The following is a 17,140-nucleotide window of genomic DNA, read 5'->3' on the forward strand; positions in this document are numbered from 1 at the left end:
TTATTTAGCGATATGATGCCAGTGCTGCTTCAATAAGGTGGGCAACTTGCTCGACTGCCGCCTCACCTGCTGCAATAGCCTCTTCCGCACGGTGAAACTCCATGGTACCGATATCACCTAAGTCAGGCACGATACAAATATCAGGCGGGTCACCCATTAGCCTTGCGCGCTTATGACGTTGCTCTAATATCTCCATCGATTGTGACATCACCGCAAGCATACCGGGGTTGGGGTTGATGTGGTCGCCGATTTTGTTGTTCGGTGAAAATTTATCCGTTAGGCCAGCGATGTAATCTCTTCCGCGCGCGAGCAGATCGGTAAAGCCCAGCTCTTGATGCTTCTCAGCTTCTGCGACCTCCTGGTTGGTTGGCTTATTACTTTTCATATTGACTGGCAATACTTGCAGATGACCGCGACGAATTCCATGTAGATCAACCGCAATAACGATATCGACACCCATTGCTCTGCTTACTGATACAGGTACGGGGTTCACTACTGCGCCATCCACCAGCCAGCGTTCGCCCACTTTTACGGGGGGCAAAATACCAGGCATGGAACATGATGCGCGCACTGCATGACGCAAATCGCCTTCGGTAAACCAAATCTCTTGGCCAGAATATAGGTCCGTAGCAACCGCCGTAAATGGTTTTTTCAGCTGCTCAATCTGCATGTCACCCATGCGTTTTTGCAATACATCAAAAACCTTTTCACCACCAATGAGCCCGCCTTTACGCCAGCTAAGATCCATCAGCCCGAGAACATCCCAACTACTAAAACTTCTAACCCATGCCTCTAACTCTCCGAGATGATCGTTAGCATAGGCAGCTCCTACAACTGCGCCGATAGAGCAGCCAGCAATTTTATCGGGATAAACACCCATTTTCGCCAGCCCATTGAGCACCCCAATATGCGCCCAGCCTTTAGCTGCACCACTTCCTAAAGCGAGTCCAATTTGAACTGAATTATTATCCGACACGCGCGTTGACTCCTGCAATCAATGAAGATTTACGGTTGGTTTGTTGTTTTTCCATATTACAGACCAATATTACTCCATTACAGCCGCTTAATTTAAACTGATTTAATCTAATTAAGTGAATACTATCGTGCTATTTATCTATATCGACCCTTACTAGCAGTCTATTTAAGATAAACTTAATGGCTAATCATAGCTCTCCTCTACCTATCTAGGCTATAATACTCGGTCAGATTATTTTAGGAGTTCACCTTTGCAATTCACCGATTTTTCACTGGATCAACGTCTTTTACAAACCTTAAAGCACATGGGTATAGACACCCCAACAGAGATCCAGGAACAAGCCATACCTATTGCCCTTGCTGGCAAAGACTTAATGGCATCATCTAAAACAGGTTCAGGTAAAACCTTGGCGTTCTTATTACCTGCAATGCAAAGGATGATTTCGTGTAGAGCATTGAGTAAGCGCGATCCACGTGTGGTTATTTTGCTACCCACTCGCGAGCTTGCGACTCAAGTTTATAGTCAGCTGCGATTACTGGTTGCTAACACCCAATATAAAGCCACCAAAATTCTAGGCGGCGAAAACTTTAACGACCAAGCCAAGGCTCTCGCCCGTGACCCACATTTTGTTGTGGCAACGCCCGGCCGTTTAGCCGACCATTTAAAGCAACATCATATACACCTTAACGGGCTTGAGTTGCTCATACTTGATGAAGCCGATCGTATGTTGGATTTAGGCTTTGCCGATCAACTGAAGCAAATTAACCAAGCAGCCGATCATAAGCGTCGTCAAACATTGATGTTTTCTGCCACGCTTGATCATGGCGATGTCAATGAAATTGCTGCAGAGTTGCTTAAAACACCAGAGCATGTCGCTATTGGTGCGGGTAATTTAGAACACAAAGATATTACCCAACGTATATTCCTATGTGATCACCTTGATCATAAAGAGGCATTACTATCGCGTATTTTAAAAGATGAGCAGCAAAAGCAGATCATCATCTTTACCGCCACCAGAGTCGATACCGATCGCCTAGCTAAAAAGCTCGCTGATGAAGGCTTTAAAACCGCATCTCTGAGTGGTGAGCTGAAGCAAAATGCACGTAACCAAATCATGGATGAGTTTAGCCGTGGTTTACAGCAAATATTGGTGACCACAGATGTCGCCTCTCGTGGTCTAGATCTACTCAACGTATCTTTGGTTATCAACTTTGATATGCCTAAATTTGCTGAAGAATATGTACACCGTATTGGTCGCACCGGCCGTGCAGGTGCTAAAGGTGATGCTGTTTCGCTGGTAGGCCCTAAAGATTGGGTTAACTTTACCCAGGTACAAACCTTCCTGAACAAGAAATTTTCCTTCAGTGAGCTTGAAGGCTTAAAAGGTAAGTTCGCGGGTTTAAAACCAAAACTCGCCAAAAAGGCTAAAGCAAAACCTACAGCGAAGAAAAAAGCCGTAACAGCCAAGAAAAGAACCGCAGCTAAGGCATCTGCTAACCGCGATAGACGCTTTGCCACAGGCATTGATGTCGGTGACGCACCTATGCTTAAAAAGCCTAAATCTAAGCTGCAAGATACGCCTGAAGATTAAAAATAACCAGAGCTAAGGCTGTTTCTGAAACGCTGTGGTAGTTATCTATCGCAGCGTTTTTTTAATTAGTAGCTACAAATTACTTAGCTATTTTCTTACTCCAATTTTTATCCGCTCGCTCTATATAAACCGCAGTATCTTTAAGCCAGGTTTCCCTTACCCCAAGACTATAATTTAAATACAGTTTATTATTTAAGATAGTAAATGCACTCGGCTCGGTATCCACCACAAACCCTTTAGACATACCGTAAGCGCAGTAGCCACCATATTGTGGTACGTAGTATTGCGGATCTCGCTCAAATATTGTTTGATTTAGCTCACTGCTAAACAGCCACTGTACATCGTTATACTGACTACTATACTCAGCCTTGCCTTTAACGGGTTGTTGCTCGGTAAAGTAAGCCACTATATCGTAGCCATTCACAGCTACACCTTTATCTTGATAAGTCGGTTCTCCAGCCAAACTAGTGCAGCCTACTAAGACAACACTCAATAATAGTGCCGTCCACTTCAAAATTGTGCTGCTAAAACCTGCATGTCTAAACCTTAGCTTCATTGCAATGTCCTCTTTTCCCTCAAGGGAGCTACTGTATCTCACCTATATGACCGAATTACCTCTGTGTGTATTTCATTAACGCTCAATTCAGATTAATTTTGAGTGAATGTCGTACAACAATAGGAAATTTATTGCTAATTGCTAACGCTAAACACTGACCAGTGAGAGAAATAGCGCTACAATATGCGCAATATTGTTATTTCTAAGGTTTATCATGAGAGTTTGCGGCGTAGAGTTAAAAGGTGGCGAAGCCATCATCAGTTTATTAAGTTATGAAGGTGAAACCTACAATGTGCCTGATTGCCGTCAGAAATCATTCGCTATTTCAAACTCAGCACAAACCGAGACCATTCGCGATTTTCACTTTGCCTTTAGTAAGCTTTTAGAAGATTACCGTGTCGATGAAGTCGTGATCATAGAGCGCGAACAAAAGGGTAAAGGCGCTGGCAGCGTCACTAGCTTTAAACTTGAAGCTGCCATTCAAGTGATTGGACTTCCAGTGACGCTTATCTCACCTGTGACGATTAAAGCGCAATTGAAACGTAATCCGCCACAAGTTGACTTTGAAGGGCTAGATCTAAAACGTTTTCAACGTAATGCTTTTGACGCAGCGTATGCATCTCATAACGAGAGTATCTTCAAAAGAGAAGAAGACTAATCAGTCGTTAAGGGCACCGCACTAGGAACGTAGTCTTGTCGCTTAAATGCGCAAAGAGAAACAGCTGTTAAGCTGTCGTTCCTAGGTTAACCCTGCTATTAATTATGCCAAATTTACCCTACCTCAGTGGCTATCAAGCCGAAATACTACAGCAAGTACAGACCCTATTATCTCAAGGTAAATTAGGTGAGTTTCTACTTAAAAGACACCCTGTAATCCACTCTGTAACAACAGATAAAGCGTTGTATGAATATACCATCGCTATCAAAAACCAATATTTACGCAAATCTCAGCCGTTATCGAAGGTCATCTTCGACGACAAAATCTCGCTTAAACACCAAGCGCTAGGCTTACATTCTTATGTTGCTCGTAAACAAGGTGCCAAGATAAAAGCCAAAAATGAGATCAGAATATCTTCTCGCCTGAAAAAGGTCCCTGAAGGGTTACTGAGAATGGTGGTGGTGCATGAGCTGGCACACCTGAAAGAGAAAGATCATAACAAAGCCTTCTACCAGTTATGCAACCACATGGATGGTGACTATCACCAGTTAGAGTTCGAGTTAAGAGTGCTACTCACCTTAATCGACGCAGAGCAAAACCCCTACCGATAGCTTACACGCTTTAATTGATAACGATTTTCATTTACAATACTAACACTTGATTTTAATCTTGAGTTGTTATGAGTGAAAAGCAGTGTAGTCAACAGCAAAAGTACCAGCATAAGCTTGCTAAATCGCAGCGTAAGCTTGGTTTCTATCTGTCTTTAACGACAATGGACAGCATTAAGCACAAGGTCTCCATCAGAAAGCGATTAGCTAAAATTGAAAAGTACCAACTTAAAATCCTTAAATACCAAGCGAAACTAGCCAGCAACATCAATACGGTAAAACAACCAACTATTGCCTATACCAAGCTGCATAGTGCTAACGACAATGGCGCATTTACATCACTCAGACTAATAGACAAATTAAGCCTAAACCGTACTCAGATATTGCATCGTCCATTTAAGGCCAGCCCTTGTAAGAGCTGCCCTGCGCTCAGAGGCAAAACATGTCTATGTGCCCTTAAGCAACAACAGCGATTACAGGCACTTTAAATGCCTGTCGTCATTAAAAGTAAAAAGCCATCAATTGATGGCTTTATTGGTGTTAGCTTACCGAGCAAAATTCATCTTGGTTCAAGCGCTAAGCCTAACTTTAGACCTCGCCCATCATCATTTTACGCACTTTAACTAATTGCTCAAAAGCGCCCATCTCTTTTTTAGATAATTGGCTCGCCATCGGAATTTTTGCTTTCATCGGGTTAACCGCTCGGCCATTAATGTGGAACTCATAGTGTAAATGCGGGCCTGTTATACGTCCTGTATTACCCGACAATGCAATCACTTGACCTCGTGATACCCGCTGGCCTTTATGAACCAGCGATTTAGATAGGTGCAAATAGCGAGTACGGTACTTGTTACCATGTTCTATTACCACGTATTTACCAGCAAATCGGTGATCGGTAACCAAAGATACAATACCATCACCTGGCGCTATAATCTTAGTGCCGATAGGTGTCGCAAAATCAGTGCCGTTATGCGGTGATGTACGCCCCGTCACCGGGTGATGACGATTAGGGTTAAAGCTAGAACTAATGCGGTAGTTTCGTGTCAGAGGGATCCGCTGAAAGGCTCTCGCTAAGCTTCTGCCCTTTTCATCGTAAAAATTCCCATCACTAAACTGGTAGGCATTAATGCTGCTACGACCGCGATCAATAGTAACCCCCAAAATGTTACTACTGCCCGTCGCTACACCATCAATAAATTGATCGTTCATCAGTACTGAAAACTTGTCCCCTGCACGAAGGTCACGCGCAAAATTAAGTTTCTCTTTCAATAACGATTCAATCCCTTGGATCTCTGCCGCATTAAGACCCATTTTCTTCGCCGAAAGGTAAAACGAGCCATTAATCTCGCCGACAACGCTGCGGTTACGCCATATACCTTCGATGTTAATCTCATCGACATTAAAAGAACCATCGTCAAATCGGCTATAGGTCACTTGTCTTGCGGCACTAAAATAGAGTGTTAACTTTTCAAGTTCACCAGCCTCATCGAGCCAAAACTGGATCTGGTTACCTGGCTGCAGAGTATCCAGTGCCAACACGTTTAAATCTGCTTCTAACACGCGATACATGGTTTGCTGATCGACACTACCTTGCTCGAATAAACCACTCAAGGTGTCACCTGTAACAATCACTTTTTCAAACCTAGGACTCTCTATCAGAACATGACTCACTGACGCGGATGAAGATTGTGAGATCAACGCTTCTATATCCAATTCCACTGGAATGCGCTGCGATAACAACTGTTGATTTTGTGGTAGTAAAAATGCGCCACCAAACAACAACACTGAACCCATTAAGATTTTTCGATGCAGAGAAGGCAAAGCTGCGAAACGAATAATCGACATTTTAAAAAAAGAAAATTTACCTGACTGCAACCTAAGTCCAACCTTGAATTATTATTTATTTCATTCACGCCAAATGCCCCCTATATTTGAAGGCTAACGCCAATTTATACCAAATAATCGCCGCTATAAAAACTCTTTAAACGCACAAAATCGCAATTTTGTTGCATGGAAAAGCAAGTTTGATCGTGTTCGAGGTTAAACAGAGTGAAATCTACAATGCAGGACATCCCATTATGGCGCTAATTCGCCTCATTTCTAGCGTAAAACTGGTATAGGCACATTAACAAAAACGGCTTAAGCAACCTGCTCAAGCCGTTAGTATTTAAACATACGTACGTCAAATTAACGCACTCGCTAAATGTTTATGGCAATACGATTGAGATCTCGCTGCCCATAGCACTCTTATTAATGTCTATTCGAGTCCCTATTTGCTCTTTCATTTCCGACACATGAGAGATAACACCGATCATGCGTCCAGATGACTGCAGATCCATCAAAGTTCTTATGGCTAAATCTAGAGAGTCTTGATCTAAACTGCCAAAGCCTTCATCAATAAATAGAGTATCGAGCTTAATGCCACCCGCATAAGCTTGCACAACATCCGATAAACCGAGTGCCATCGACAGTGCCGCCATAAAGCTTTCACCACCACTGAGCGTTGCTACAGGGCGTACTTTTGAGGTGTAAGCATCTTCCACTTCAAGCTCCAGTCCCGAGGCTTTATTGCCTTTGGCTCGCTCTTCCTTACGAATTAAACGATAGCGCCCTTTGCTCATCAGCTGTAATCGCTCACTGGCCTCAAGCAACACATCATCAAGCAACACACTTAACACAAAACGCTGTAGGCTGACCTTGTTGCCCGTCTGGCCATTCGCCACCTCGGACAATGTGCCAATGATGGCATACTCATCTTCGAGCTTTTTGGCTTGTTTATCGGCTTCTTGGAGCAACTTCTGAGTCTGTGTGAGCTGATTCACCCTGCTCTGTAACACCTGCCAGCTATGTTCAGCTTCACGCTGCTCAGTCTGACTCGTTGCCACGCGCGCCTCAGCATCGGCTAACAGAGGTTTAACTTGCCCGTCCAACTTATCGCTGATTTGAGTAAGCCTGGTCTGATTAGCAATACAATCCTGTTGATACGTAGCAATCTCATCAGCTAAATCTTTAAGCGCTTCAGTAGATAACAGCGCCTGAGTTAATGCCTGCTTATCACTGAATCCTGACTTATCTAACTCAGCATTAAGCTCGGCTTGGACCTTATCACTTTGCTCCCTTGCCTGAGTTAAATTCGACTGAGCTCCCGCTAAAGCCGCAGACTGTGCAGCATCTAGCTCTAGGGCTTGCGTATGAGACTGACGTATGGTGTTTATCGTTTGCTGTAAATCTGTTAGATGACTCTGAGCTTGGTTAATCGCACTGTTAAGCGCATCTATGCTGCGATATTGCTCTGGAATAGCCGCAGAGGCCTGCTCTGACTGCCCTTTAAGGCTAGATGCATGATTTTGCAGCTCTTGAAATCGCTCACGTTCAGCATCCAGCCCCGTTTGTAATTCCCTCTCCTTTGATTGCCAAGCTTGTATCTGCTGTCTTAGAAGAGCTAAATCTTGTGCTGCAGAGTTAGCTTGGTTCACTTGCAACTCTAGTTGATGAAGCTGGGATTGTAGCGACTCTAGAGAGTGAGCAGCCCATTCACCAAGTTTTTGTTGATATTCATCTTTGAGCTTCGTCTGCTCCTGAAGTTGAGCTTTTAGCCCTTTATAATCAGCTATCGCTTGATTCAATGCATCTTTGGCTGCTTCACAGACCTGCTTGCTTGACTCTAATTCCTCCTCCGTCGGCAGCACCTGCTCACTAAAGGCTGGCTTAGGGTGTACATCGCTGCCACATACCGGACAAGGTTCTCCAGGATTGAGCTTTTGCGCCAAAATACTTGCTTGGCCACGATGCCAGATCAACTGTTGTTGATCATAAGCTTCCCCCTTAGCTTGGGCATCTAATCGAAGTTGCTTACCTTTCGCTTCAGCCTGTTTCAGTGCTTGATTGGTATTTTCAGCATGACGATTAGCAACTTGCCATTTCTGGTAGCGTTCAATCAAGTCACCTTGTGCCGTCAGGGCTTGCTGAACATTAACCTGCCCACTAGCAACTTGTTCTAACTGAGGGATGAGTTGCTCTGCTACATTTTTTTCTGTAATTAATGCATCTAATGCGGCCTTCTGATTAATGCCCTTCTCTTTAGCTTGATCACGCTCACTCCTTGCCTGAGTGAACGATTTTTGCAAGCTATCTAACCCCAGAAGTTGCGGCTCTAACAGAGTTAGACTCTGCTCATCAACCTGTGCTTTCTGCAGTTTCAAGTCCAACTCAGCCAATGAGTCATACTTGGTTTGGCTTAAGGCTAGTGCCTGCTCACTGCTCTGCTTAACAGATTTAATTCGGGTCAGGCTAGCTTGAGCTTGAATAACCTCTGTTTCACGTGTTAATGAAACATCTAATACTGGTTTTAGTTGCTGCGCCTTTTGACCACTTTCGAGTCTTGTTCTGTCTTGCTCAATCGCCTGCTTTTTCTCATCTAACACTGCAGCTGACTGGTTCAATTTATCCAGAGCATCGAAATCATTGGCCAGTAACTTGGCAGACTCAAACTGCTTGCTGACATTAATTAAGGCAAGACTCGCCTTATCTTTACTCTCAACGGCTTGAGTTAACTTAGGTGAACACTCGGTAAGTTCAACGTTTAGCGCTTCACCTGACTCAAGTTCAATATTATGTAAGATACCCTCTCGTTTATGACGGTGATCGCGCACTGCGCCTCTAATCGCTTGTGCTTGATACTTTAACTTGTCTTCAATTTTTCGGTAAATTTGCGTCTGAAACAACTGACTAAATATTTTCTCTCTGTCTTTTGAGTCCGCCATTAACAGCTCACGGAACTTGCCTTGGGGCAGCACCATCACCTGACGAAACTGGTCGGCATCTAGACCGGTTAGTTGCTCAATTTCAGCCGTGGCTTCTGAGACTTTACTCGGCACCAAAAGGTGTTCAGCCCCCTCGATATCAATCTTATAAAGCTGTGCTTCTGGCTTTTGTACTGTGTAGCCATCGCCACTCTTCTTAGCGCGTTGCTGCTCCGGAACGCGGCGAATACGGTATTGGTCTTCACCGAGTTCAAAACTAAAGGTCACTTCAGTCAATAAACCATCATCAGCGTTATCGCAGCGCATCTGGCTGCCTTCACGCTCATCACCGGTGGTTTTGCCATATAAAGCAAAACAGATAGCATCGAGTAAGGTGGTCTTACCGGCGCCTGTCGCTCCATTGATTAAAAATAGAGGGTTAGAGCCTAATGCTGAAAAATCGGTAACTTGAGTTGATGCAAATGGACCGAAGGCAGACATCTCTAGGGTAAGTGGTCTCATGAGGTGCACTCCGCTTTATGCAACTCGTCAATCGCAGTGCTCATCGCTTGGTGCTGCGCCTGCGTCATTGAGTCACCTGAGACTTGAGCAAAGAAATCGCTGAACATATCCATCTCACCCTTTTTGATATGATCTCGGCTTAGTTCAACCTTGCCCTTCTCGCTCATCAATCCAGTACGCTCTAAGTGCAGCACATTAGGATATACACTTCTCAGCTTACCCATGGCATCTAAAATGGCGTTTTTATCGCTCAATCTCACCATCAGGTAATCGTCTCGATTTAGATCGGTTTTACCGATCTCCAGCAATTTGGCTAGCTCACCTTCGACAATACGTACATCTCTTTTAGTGGTTAATGGCAGCAACTCGAATTGCGCTTTGCCATCGTCATCAAACTCAACCAAGGTGACAGACTTCTTTTGGTGCTGCTCGCTGAACGAATATTTGAGCATGGAACCCGAATAACGCACATGTTGCGCGCCTTTATATTGCGGCCCATGCAAATGACCTAAGGCTACATAGTTAAAAGGGGTAAACAATGCTGGTGACACCTTATCGGCACCGCCAATACTCAATGGACGCTCTGATTCAGATTCACTACCGCCATCAAGAAAACAATGGCTGAGCACCACTTTGGGTAAACCTTTACTGTCGTGTTCATGCACCTGTTCAAGCAGTTTAACCATCGCCTGCTCATGAGTACTGACCTCACAGTCAAACACATGACGCACCGTTGCGGGATCGGCATAAGGCAGACCATAAAACACCGCATTGCCCTGCTTACCTTTGAGCTCAATCGGCGTGAGTGTTTTTGTGAGTGGACCGACTATGTGCAAGCCACTATCTATCATCTGTCTTGAGGCAAAGCCCAGACGTTCATGACCATCATGGTTACCCGCTATCATGATCAGCGCAATATTGAGTTCATTAACTAAGCGATTTACCACTTCATCTAACAGCGCTACCGCATTGGCGGGCGGAATAGATCTGTCGTAGATATCGCCAGCAACGATTACCGCATCGACATCATGCTTAACTGCCAGTTCGACAATCTGATTTAATACTGAGCGCTGGTCGTCGAGCAGACTCTGATTATGAAGCTGCCTGCCAATATGCCAGTCAGAAGTATGGATAAATTTCATGCATTCTCGATTAAAATGAGGGAGATGGTGAACCTGTTTTTTGATTTAGCTATAGTAAGAAAACTATCACGGTTTCACAAGCATGATAACCCGTGTAACACTCACTTTGGCCGTCCAAGATGTGTTAATCTTTTTTGAGTTAAGCCCATTTGACAGATCACAGTGATAACTAGATTAATAACCTAGTTTTGGGATTAACTTTTTGTAATGATTCATCCACGTTGGTGCAAGGGATGGCACGTACAATTCATTTGTCAACCAACAACCCACTAGGATAACAAAATGAAATGGTCTAAATTAATCTGTGCAGCACTGGCCTTCACATCACTATCAGCACTCGCAGGCCAAGAAGACGACGCACTATCTGCACTCGCATTACAACGCGCTAATTACACCTTAGAGCAGGCGATTGAAAAGGTAACTACAGATTACGCTAAGCACATTGTCGAATTTGAAATTGATGATCATGATAATCAAGCAACCTATGATATTGAAGCTATCAATCTTGAAACAAAAGAGAAGCATGACATTGAATTAAGCCTTGCTGATGGCACGGTGTTAAAACATAAAACCAAAAATAGCTTAAGCCGATTAGATGATGATGACCTGTTAGCGTTACAGGAGTTACAAGCATCAAAATTTAACTTAGGCGCTACCATTGCCCAATTACAGCTAAAATATAGTGCTGATGTTTTTGAGTTTGAATTAGAGAATAAAAAAGGCATTACATTCTACAAGTTTAAACTGATGGGCGAGCAAGGCCTTACACGTGTCATTGTAGATGTAACCACTGGCAAAGCCATTCCGGTAATGAAGCGCTAACTCAGTCAACATTTATGGGGGAGTAGCACTCCCCTAGGGAAATTTTTTGCGAATTCTTGTTATTGAAGATAACCAGACTACTCGTCAATACTTACAAAAAGCCCTTCAAGAACAGGGCTATGAGATTGATCTAGCCGATAATGGCCAAGATGGATTATTCTTAGCGCTTGAGGGCGACTACCAATTAATAGTGCTTGACCGGATGCTACCTAAATTAGATGGCCTAACGGTATTATCGACGTTAAGAAACGCGGGAAAACAAACACCCGTACTGATTTTAAGTGCCTTAGATAGCGTCTCTGAACGTGTAAAAGGACTGCGTGAAGGCGGTGATGATTATCTCATTAAACCTTTTGCACTTTCTGAGCTACTAGTACGTATAGAGATTTTAATTCAGCGCAAAGGTACCCATAGCGAAAAGATAACCAGCGTTTTACACGTTGCCGACCTTAAAATGGATCTGCTTTCTCATCGGGTGTTCCGAGGCCCAACTGAAATATCCCTGCAACCAAAAGAGTTTAAGCTGTTGCGTTATTTGATGGAGCATAACGGACAAGTGGTATCTCGCTCGTTATTGTTTGAAGCAGTTTGGGACTATCAATTTGATCCACAAACGAATGTTATTGATGTTCATATGGCAAGATTGCGTAAAAAGGTAGAATTTGATGGTCTTACCCCCTTACTTGAAACAGTACGTGGCGTCGGTTACAGAATGGTGGAGCAGCGTTAAAACTGCCCACTCGGTGTGGCGTTTAACTCGTTTGTATACTGGTTTGTTATTATCAGTAGTGTCTATCTTATTGATAGTCTTGTATCAATTAAGCATTGGTCAAATGAACCGTCAGCAAGGGTTACAAATAGCCAATATTATTGCTCAGCAAACATTACTTGCTGAGCAACTAAGTACTGAGCAGTTTCTTGAACAATTTGAACTGCAGGCTCAAAGTTCACGTCAATACATTCTGAGTTATCAAACAAAGAAAGAGCTTATTGGTAGACTTAGCGAAATCCCAACAACTTTATCGCAATGCCCAAGCTTATCTCGTTTCCCGATTTGGTTAGACCAATTTGATGAGCTCAGACTGGTTTCCGGTTGTTCTCAGTCTATGGCCTCTGGAGCACTCATTATCGCTGTCGACGATGAATCATTATATGAACTTAAAGGACAGTTTATTAGTGCTTCAGCCGTTGCATTATTACTGGCCGTATTGCTCGGCATAATAACCGGATTGGTTTTTTCAATGCGCGTATTAAAACGCATTAACAGCTTTAATCAAGTCGCATTACAGGTTGAGTCAGGCCAATTGAGCGCACGTGTCGCTATATCTGAACAAAATGATGAATATGATCATATGGCGTTACATATCAATACCATGCTCAGTCAACTGCAGCACTCTTTTGAAACAATTTCCGGGATTACTGATGCGATTGCTCATGATTTACGTACGCCAATGAGCCATTTAAGGCAACAAATTGAATCGGAGATATTAAGTAAACGGCAACTGAACCTGCCCACTGAACAGCTACAACCTATGCTAGATAAGCTCGACGAGATACTATTCACCTTTAGTGCAATGCTAGAGTTAACTAGGCTTCAGCAACAAAAAGAGAGCAACAGCCAATACTTTAAAACAGTTAATTTAAAGCAAATCATTGTGGATGCTGTGGATTTAATTGAGCCAATTGCAGAAGAGAAACAACAAGTTGTTAATATAGCAAGCGCTGAGCCCTTATCTATTCAAGGTGATGCAACACTATTGTTCCGAGCCATATATAATCTACTAGAAAACGCCAGTAAGTACGCCGGAAAAAGTGCACAAATCAGCGTTCAGCTAACCCACCGCGGTTTTACTGTCAGCGATAATGGTCCTGGTATTTCTGATATCGAAAAGCAAAAAGTTTTTCAGCGCTTATATCGCATTGAAAAAAGCCGCAGTGTGGCTGGTTTTGGCTTAGGCCTGACCTTAGTAAAAGCCATAATACAACTGCATAACGGAAAAATAGAGTTACTGGATAATAAGCCTGGATTAATCGTCAACGTTGAATTTGTAGACTAAAAAAGGTAACAGATGAAAGCATCACTTAACCAATTGAACCCATAATCGTATATCGTCACGAACTTCAGACAGTGGGCGGACTCCGGCTTCCAAAATTACATCATGAAATGCAGCAATATTAAAATCATCACCTAAAAGTTCTCGAGCTCGCTTTCGTTCAGATAGAATCATATCCGCCCCCAGCATATAGCTCAGCGATTGACCCGGCATCGCAATATAACGGTCCACTTCGATTTCAATCTCCTGACGTGACATAACCGTATTGTCCATCATGAAATTTATTGCATCCACCCTCGACCAGCCACGCAATTGCAGTCCAGGTTCAACAATAAGACGACTAGCCGCCCAAAGGTGCTTGGCAATCATGCCTTGACGAGCATACGTTGAGGAGTAAAGGTTCATTTCATCAGCCAGATACTCCCCATAGAGTGCCCACCCCTCAAGAATTCCGGCATTATATCCCTTCGATGGAATCTCTCGTGGATATGCTACCCATAGGTGATGCCCTGGTATTCCTTCATGAAAAGCGATCACCTCTGCCATCAGACGTCGCTCATTTGGCCGTGATGTATTTATGATGTACTTGGCTGGTGAGTTTTCCTGAGCTTTAGCGTAATAACCTGCAGGTGCAGAATCTTGCAGGTACTTGGGCATTTCACTCACAATCAATTTCTGCGTTATTTGCTTTGAAAATGACAATTGGGTTTTACTTTGTGCCCGCGTTAAAGCCATCTCAGAAACAGATACTATCTCATTGACGCTAGTGTTGTTATCTTCAGTGGATATACGCAGAGCTTTAAGCATGCTCTTGAACGTATCGCCCTTTTGGCCTGTCGCAAGTAGTTGATGGCGAGATTCACTGAGTAATCGTTGACCCACATCTTCGATCTCTTTTTGGGAAAGATTCAAAGTCGTCCACCATGATACCGCCGACAAAAAACAGCCAGCCTCATTGTTGACTTTGGATAGACTCGGATCACTGCTTGCTACTGGAAGATACTCTTTTTTAAGAAATTGATTAAAATCTGACACTGAAGGAACGATACTGTTGCTGATCAGAGTGTTCCACAGTGCCGCATTATTATGAGTGGGAGAATTGAAAGTGTACTTAGAATTTGTCATGGTGAGATCAGACAACAGGTCGTGAATTTGTTGTTGCACACGAACAACTACCGCATGCGGAGCAGTTTCTTTAGAGCTAATACCTAATCGTAACGTCTCGATCGCTAATGTGATTGCTGCGGGGGCTTGCGACCAACTTATAATGGCCTCTTTTGCGGCTTCAGGTCCCGCGACCACTGTGTTCTGCCACTGTCTAGGCCACTTAACTTGCCAACCAATCACCTGATTAAGATGACGTAAATCAGTATTACAACTTCTAAGCGCTTGCGCAGCAAAGCCACTATCGGCAATAAGTTGCTGGCCATGCACATTGCAACAAAACATCATAAGTGCAACCATAAAACCTGCCAAAGATCCTTTTACTTTCATACTCACTCCTTGAATGACAAACCTGCGGATATTAATGCTGTAGAAGCTCACCTGTTTTACAGGTCAAATTTCAAAAAAACGATGATACCTTTGCTTAATATTGCCACTTAATAAAGCACATAATGCCTATAAACAATAGCACTCTATATGACGAAAACTAGCGGTTACTTTAACGAGAAATGTAAGGGGTTAATTAAAGGGATATGCTAGCTAAAACCATCCTTATATCCAGAAAATAGCAATCTTTCATTTCAGACTAAAACTGAACGATATCTCTCTAAACACTAACCATGACACCGAGCTCTTTCGTTATACTGCAAGCCGAATAAAAGCCTAAGTCTATGGGCATAATTCGACATCTAAAGTCAGCGCCGCGTTTTAGTCTCTGCGCATGCTTCTAGGACAGAATTCAGCCATCATTCTTTGGGTACATCATTCACTTTGACCTAACTCGAACCCTGAGTAACTGAACAAAAAAATTGCAATTTTTCTCACAAAACATGACGTATTCCAAATTAGTCACTAATAAATTAAATAATCAGTGCGTTTGCCGCTAAATATTGTTACTACAGGCACTCTTTTAAGTCCTTTCGGTATCTTCAGGTGTAGCTGTCATGCAGTATTCAAAGTTTGGTGAGAAATTTAATCGTAACTCCGGCATTAATCAGTTGATGAATGACCTCAATGAAGGGCTGCGTACACCAGGCGCCATTATGTTGGGGGGTGGCAACCCAGCCACTATTCCTGCGATGCAAGATTACTTTCACCAAGCAGCAAGCGACATGCTAGTAAACGGTGAACTGGTTGCTGCACTAGGTAATTATGATGGTCCTCAGGGTAAAGATACCTTCTTAAAAGCCTTAGCTAACTTGTTACGAGAAACCTATGGTTGGGAGATCAGCGAGAAAAATATCAGCTTGACCAATGGTAGCCAGAGCGCTTTTTTCTATCTGTTTAATCTGCTTGCAGGTAAGCAAGTTGACGGCAGCCATAAGAGAATTTTACTACCATTAGCACCTGAATATATCGGCTATAATGATGCGGGTCTTGATGATGATATTTTTGTCTCCTATCGCCCTGAAATCGAGATGCTCGATAACCGCTTATTTAAGTATCATGTTGACTTTGAACAGCTACAAGTAGATGACTCAGTGGCAGCAATATGTGTCTCCAGACCAACAAACCCTACCGGCAATGTGCTGACTGACAGCGAAGTGGCCAAGTTAGATAAATTAGCCCGTGAAAAGGGCATCCCTCTTATCATCGATAATGCCTATGGCACACCTTTTCCTAATATTATTTTTGAAGAGGTCACTCCCTTTTGGAACAGCAACACCATATTGTGCATGAGTTTATCTAAATTGGGCTTACCAGGTGTTCGCTGCGGCATTGTCATCGCTAATGAAGAGATCACTCAGGCGCTGACCAATCTTAATGGCATCATCAGTTTAGCCCCTGGCGGTTTCGGCCCTGCTATTGCCAAGCACATGATTGAATCAGGCGATCTATTACGCTTAAGCGAATCGGTAATAAAACCTTTTTATAAACAAAAATCAGAGTTTGCGTTGTCGTTACTGCAACAATCCATCACTGATAGCCGATTCAAAATTCATAAACCTGAAGGCGCCATGTTCCTCTGGCTCTGGTTCGATGAGCTGCCCATCACCACCATGGAGCTCTATAATCGACTAAAATCCCGCGGAGTATTGATTGTCCCTGGTGAGTATTTCTTCTTTGGGCAGAAAGACCAGCCTAAAGGAAAGTGGGATCACGCTCAGCAATGTTTACGGATGAACTATGTCCAAGATGAAAGCAAAATGCGCGCAGGTATTGCGATAATCGCTGAAGAGGTGATTAAGGCTTACGCGCAAGCTTAATCTACAGATATTAATAGCAAACTTATATAGTTAGTAACCATCGGTAAAATCGGCACTATTTGCACTATCGCGTAAGTTAAATCCCTATAACTTACGCG

The 17,140-nt window shown here is 43.3% G+C and carries 14 protein-coding genes; 8 read left to right on the top strand and 6 right to left on the bottom strand.

From position 1 onward, the window contains the following. Positions 1-4 precede the first annotated feature (4 nt). The gene (rssA, locus tag JK628_RS14605) at positions 5-976 is read right to left on the bottom strand and encodes a patatin-like phospholipase RssA (RefSeq protein WP_202285353.1); all 972 of its coding nucleotides are present in this window, start codon (positions 974-976) and stop codon (positions 5-7) included. A gap of 250 nt (positions 977-1,226) precedes the next feature. On the opposite strand from rssA, the gene JK628_RS14610 reads away from it, so the two are divergent. Next, positions 1,227-2,567: a DEAD/DEAH box helicase gene (locus JK628_RS14610; protein WP_202285354.1), complete on the top strand. Its 1,341-nt coding sequence runs from the start codon at positions 1,227-1,229 to the stop codon at positions 2,565-2,567. Between the two features lie 79 nt (positions 2,568-2,646). On the opposite strand, the gene JK628_RS14615 is transcribed toward JK628_RS14610, so the two are convergent. Further along, entirely contained in the window at positions 2,647-3,123 is a 477-nt protein-coding gene (locus JK628_RS14615) for a YHS domain-containing (seleno)protein (RefSeq protein ID WP_202285355.1), read from the bottom strand. 214 nt (positions 3,124-3,337) lie between these two features. On the opposite strand from JK628_RS14615, the gene JK628_RS14620 reads away from it, so the two are divergent. From JK628_RS14620 to JK628_RS14630, 3 genes are all read left to right on the top strand, one after another. Next, positions 3,338-3,781: a DUF3010 family protein gene (locus JK628_RS14620; RefSeq protein ID WP_202285356.1), complete on the top strand. Its 444-nt coding sequence runs from the start codon at positions 3,338-3,340 to the stop codon at positions 3,779-3,781. A gap of 104 nt (positions 3,782-3,885) precedes the next feature. Beyond that, on the top strand, positions 3,886-4,392 hold the full coding sequence (locus JK628_RS14625; RefSeq protein WP_202285357.1) for a M48 metallopeptidase family protein: 507 nt from the start codon (positions 3,886-3,888) through the stop codon (positions 4,390-4,392). A 68-nt stretch (positions 4,393-4,460) separates the two neighbouring features. Next, positions 4,461-4,877 (top strand): hypothetical protein, encoded by a 417-nt coding sequence (locus JK628_RS14630; protein ID WP_202285358.1) that lies wholly within the window; start codon positions 4,461-4,463, stop codon positions 4,875-4,877. Between the two features lie 100 nt (positions 4,878-4,977). On the opposite strand, the gene JK628_RS14635 is transcribed toward JK628_RS14630, so the two are convergent. From JK628_RS14635 to JK628_RS14645, 3 genes are all read right to left on the bottom strand, one after another. Beyond that, positions 4,978-6,264, bottom strand: coding sequence for a peptidoglycan DD-metalloendopeptidase family protein (locus JK628_RS14635; protein WP_443019969.1), 1,287 nt, complete (start codon positions 6,262-6,264; stop codon positions 4,978-4,980). 332 nt (positions 6,265-6,596) lie between these two features. After that, positions 6,597-9,653, bottom strand: coding sequence for an AAA family ATPase (locus JK628_RS14640; protein WP_202285359.1), 3,057 nt, complete (start codon positions 9,651-9,653; stop codon positions 6,597-6,599). Continuing rightward, positions 9,650-10,795, bottom strand: a complete 1,146-nt coding sequence (locus JK628_RS14645; protein ID WP_202285360.1) for an exonuclease SbcCD subunit D — start codon at positions 10,793-10,795, stop codon at positions 9,650-9,652. Before JK628_RS14645 ends, JK628_RS14640 begins: the two co-directional genes overlap by 4 nt. 282 nt (positions 10,796-11,077) lie before the next feature. Between JK628_RS14645 and JK628_RS14650 the strand changes: the two genes are divergently transcribed. Genes JK628_RS14650 through JK628_RS14660 form a run of 3 tightly spaced genes read left to right on the top strand, consistent with a single transcriptional unit; the run spans position 11,078 to position 13,674 of the window. After that, positions 11,078-11,617 carry a PepSY domain-containing protein gene (locus JK628_RS14650; protein ID WP_202285361.1) on the top strand — a complete coding sequence of 180 codons (540 nt, stop codon included), beginning with the start codon at positions 11,078-11,080 and terminating at the stop codon, positions 11,615-11,617. A 46-nt stretch (positions 11,618-11,663) separates the two neighbouring features. Next, positions 11,664-12,347, top strand: a complete 684-nt coding sequence (locus tag JK628_RS14655; RefSeq protein WP_202285362.1) for a winged helix-turn-helix domain-containing protein — start codon at positions 11,664-11,666, stop codon at positions 12,345-12,347. Then, entirely contained in the window at positions 12,283-13,674 is a 1,392-nt protein-coding gene (locus tag JK628_RS14660) for a HAMP domain-containing sensor histidine kinase (RefSeq protein ID WP_202285363.1), read from the top strand. The genes JK628_RS14655 and JK628_RS14660 overlap by 65 nt, the downstream gene beginning before the upstream one ends. A gap of 21 nt (positions 13,675-13,695) precedes the next feature. Here the strand turns inward: JK628_RS14660 and JK628_RS14665 are convergent, their stop codons facing one another. Then, positions 13,696-15,165 carry a DUF885 domain-containing protein gene (locus JK628_RS14665; protein ID WP_202285364.1) on the bottom strand — a complete coding sequence of 490 codons (1,470 nt, stop codon included), beginning with the start codon at positions 15,163-15,165 and terminating at the stop codon, positions 13,696-13,698. 614 nt (positions 15,166-15,779) lie between these two features. Here JK628_RS14665 and JK628_RS14670 point away from each other — a divergent pair. Further along, complete coding sequence (locus JK628_RS14670; RefSeq protein WP_202285365.1) at positions 15,780-17,042, top strand: valine--pyruvate transaminase; 1,263 nt, start codon at positions 15,780-15,782, stop codon at positions 17,040-17,042. Positions 17,043-17,140: the final 98 nt, after the last annotated feature.

The sequence above is a fragment of the Shewanella sp. KX20019 genome, assembly GCF_016757755.1.
In the GTDB taxonomy this organism is placed as follows: Bacteria; Pseudomonadota; Gammaproteobacteria; order Enterobacterales; family Shewanellaceae; genus Shewanella.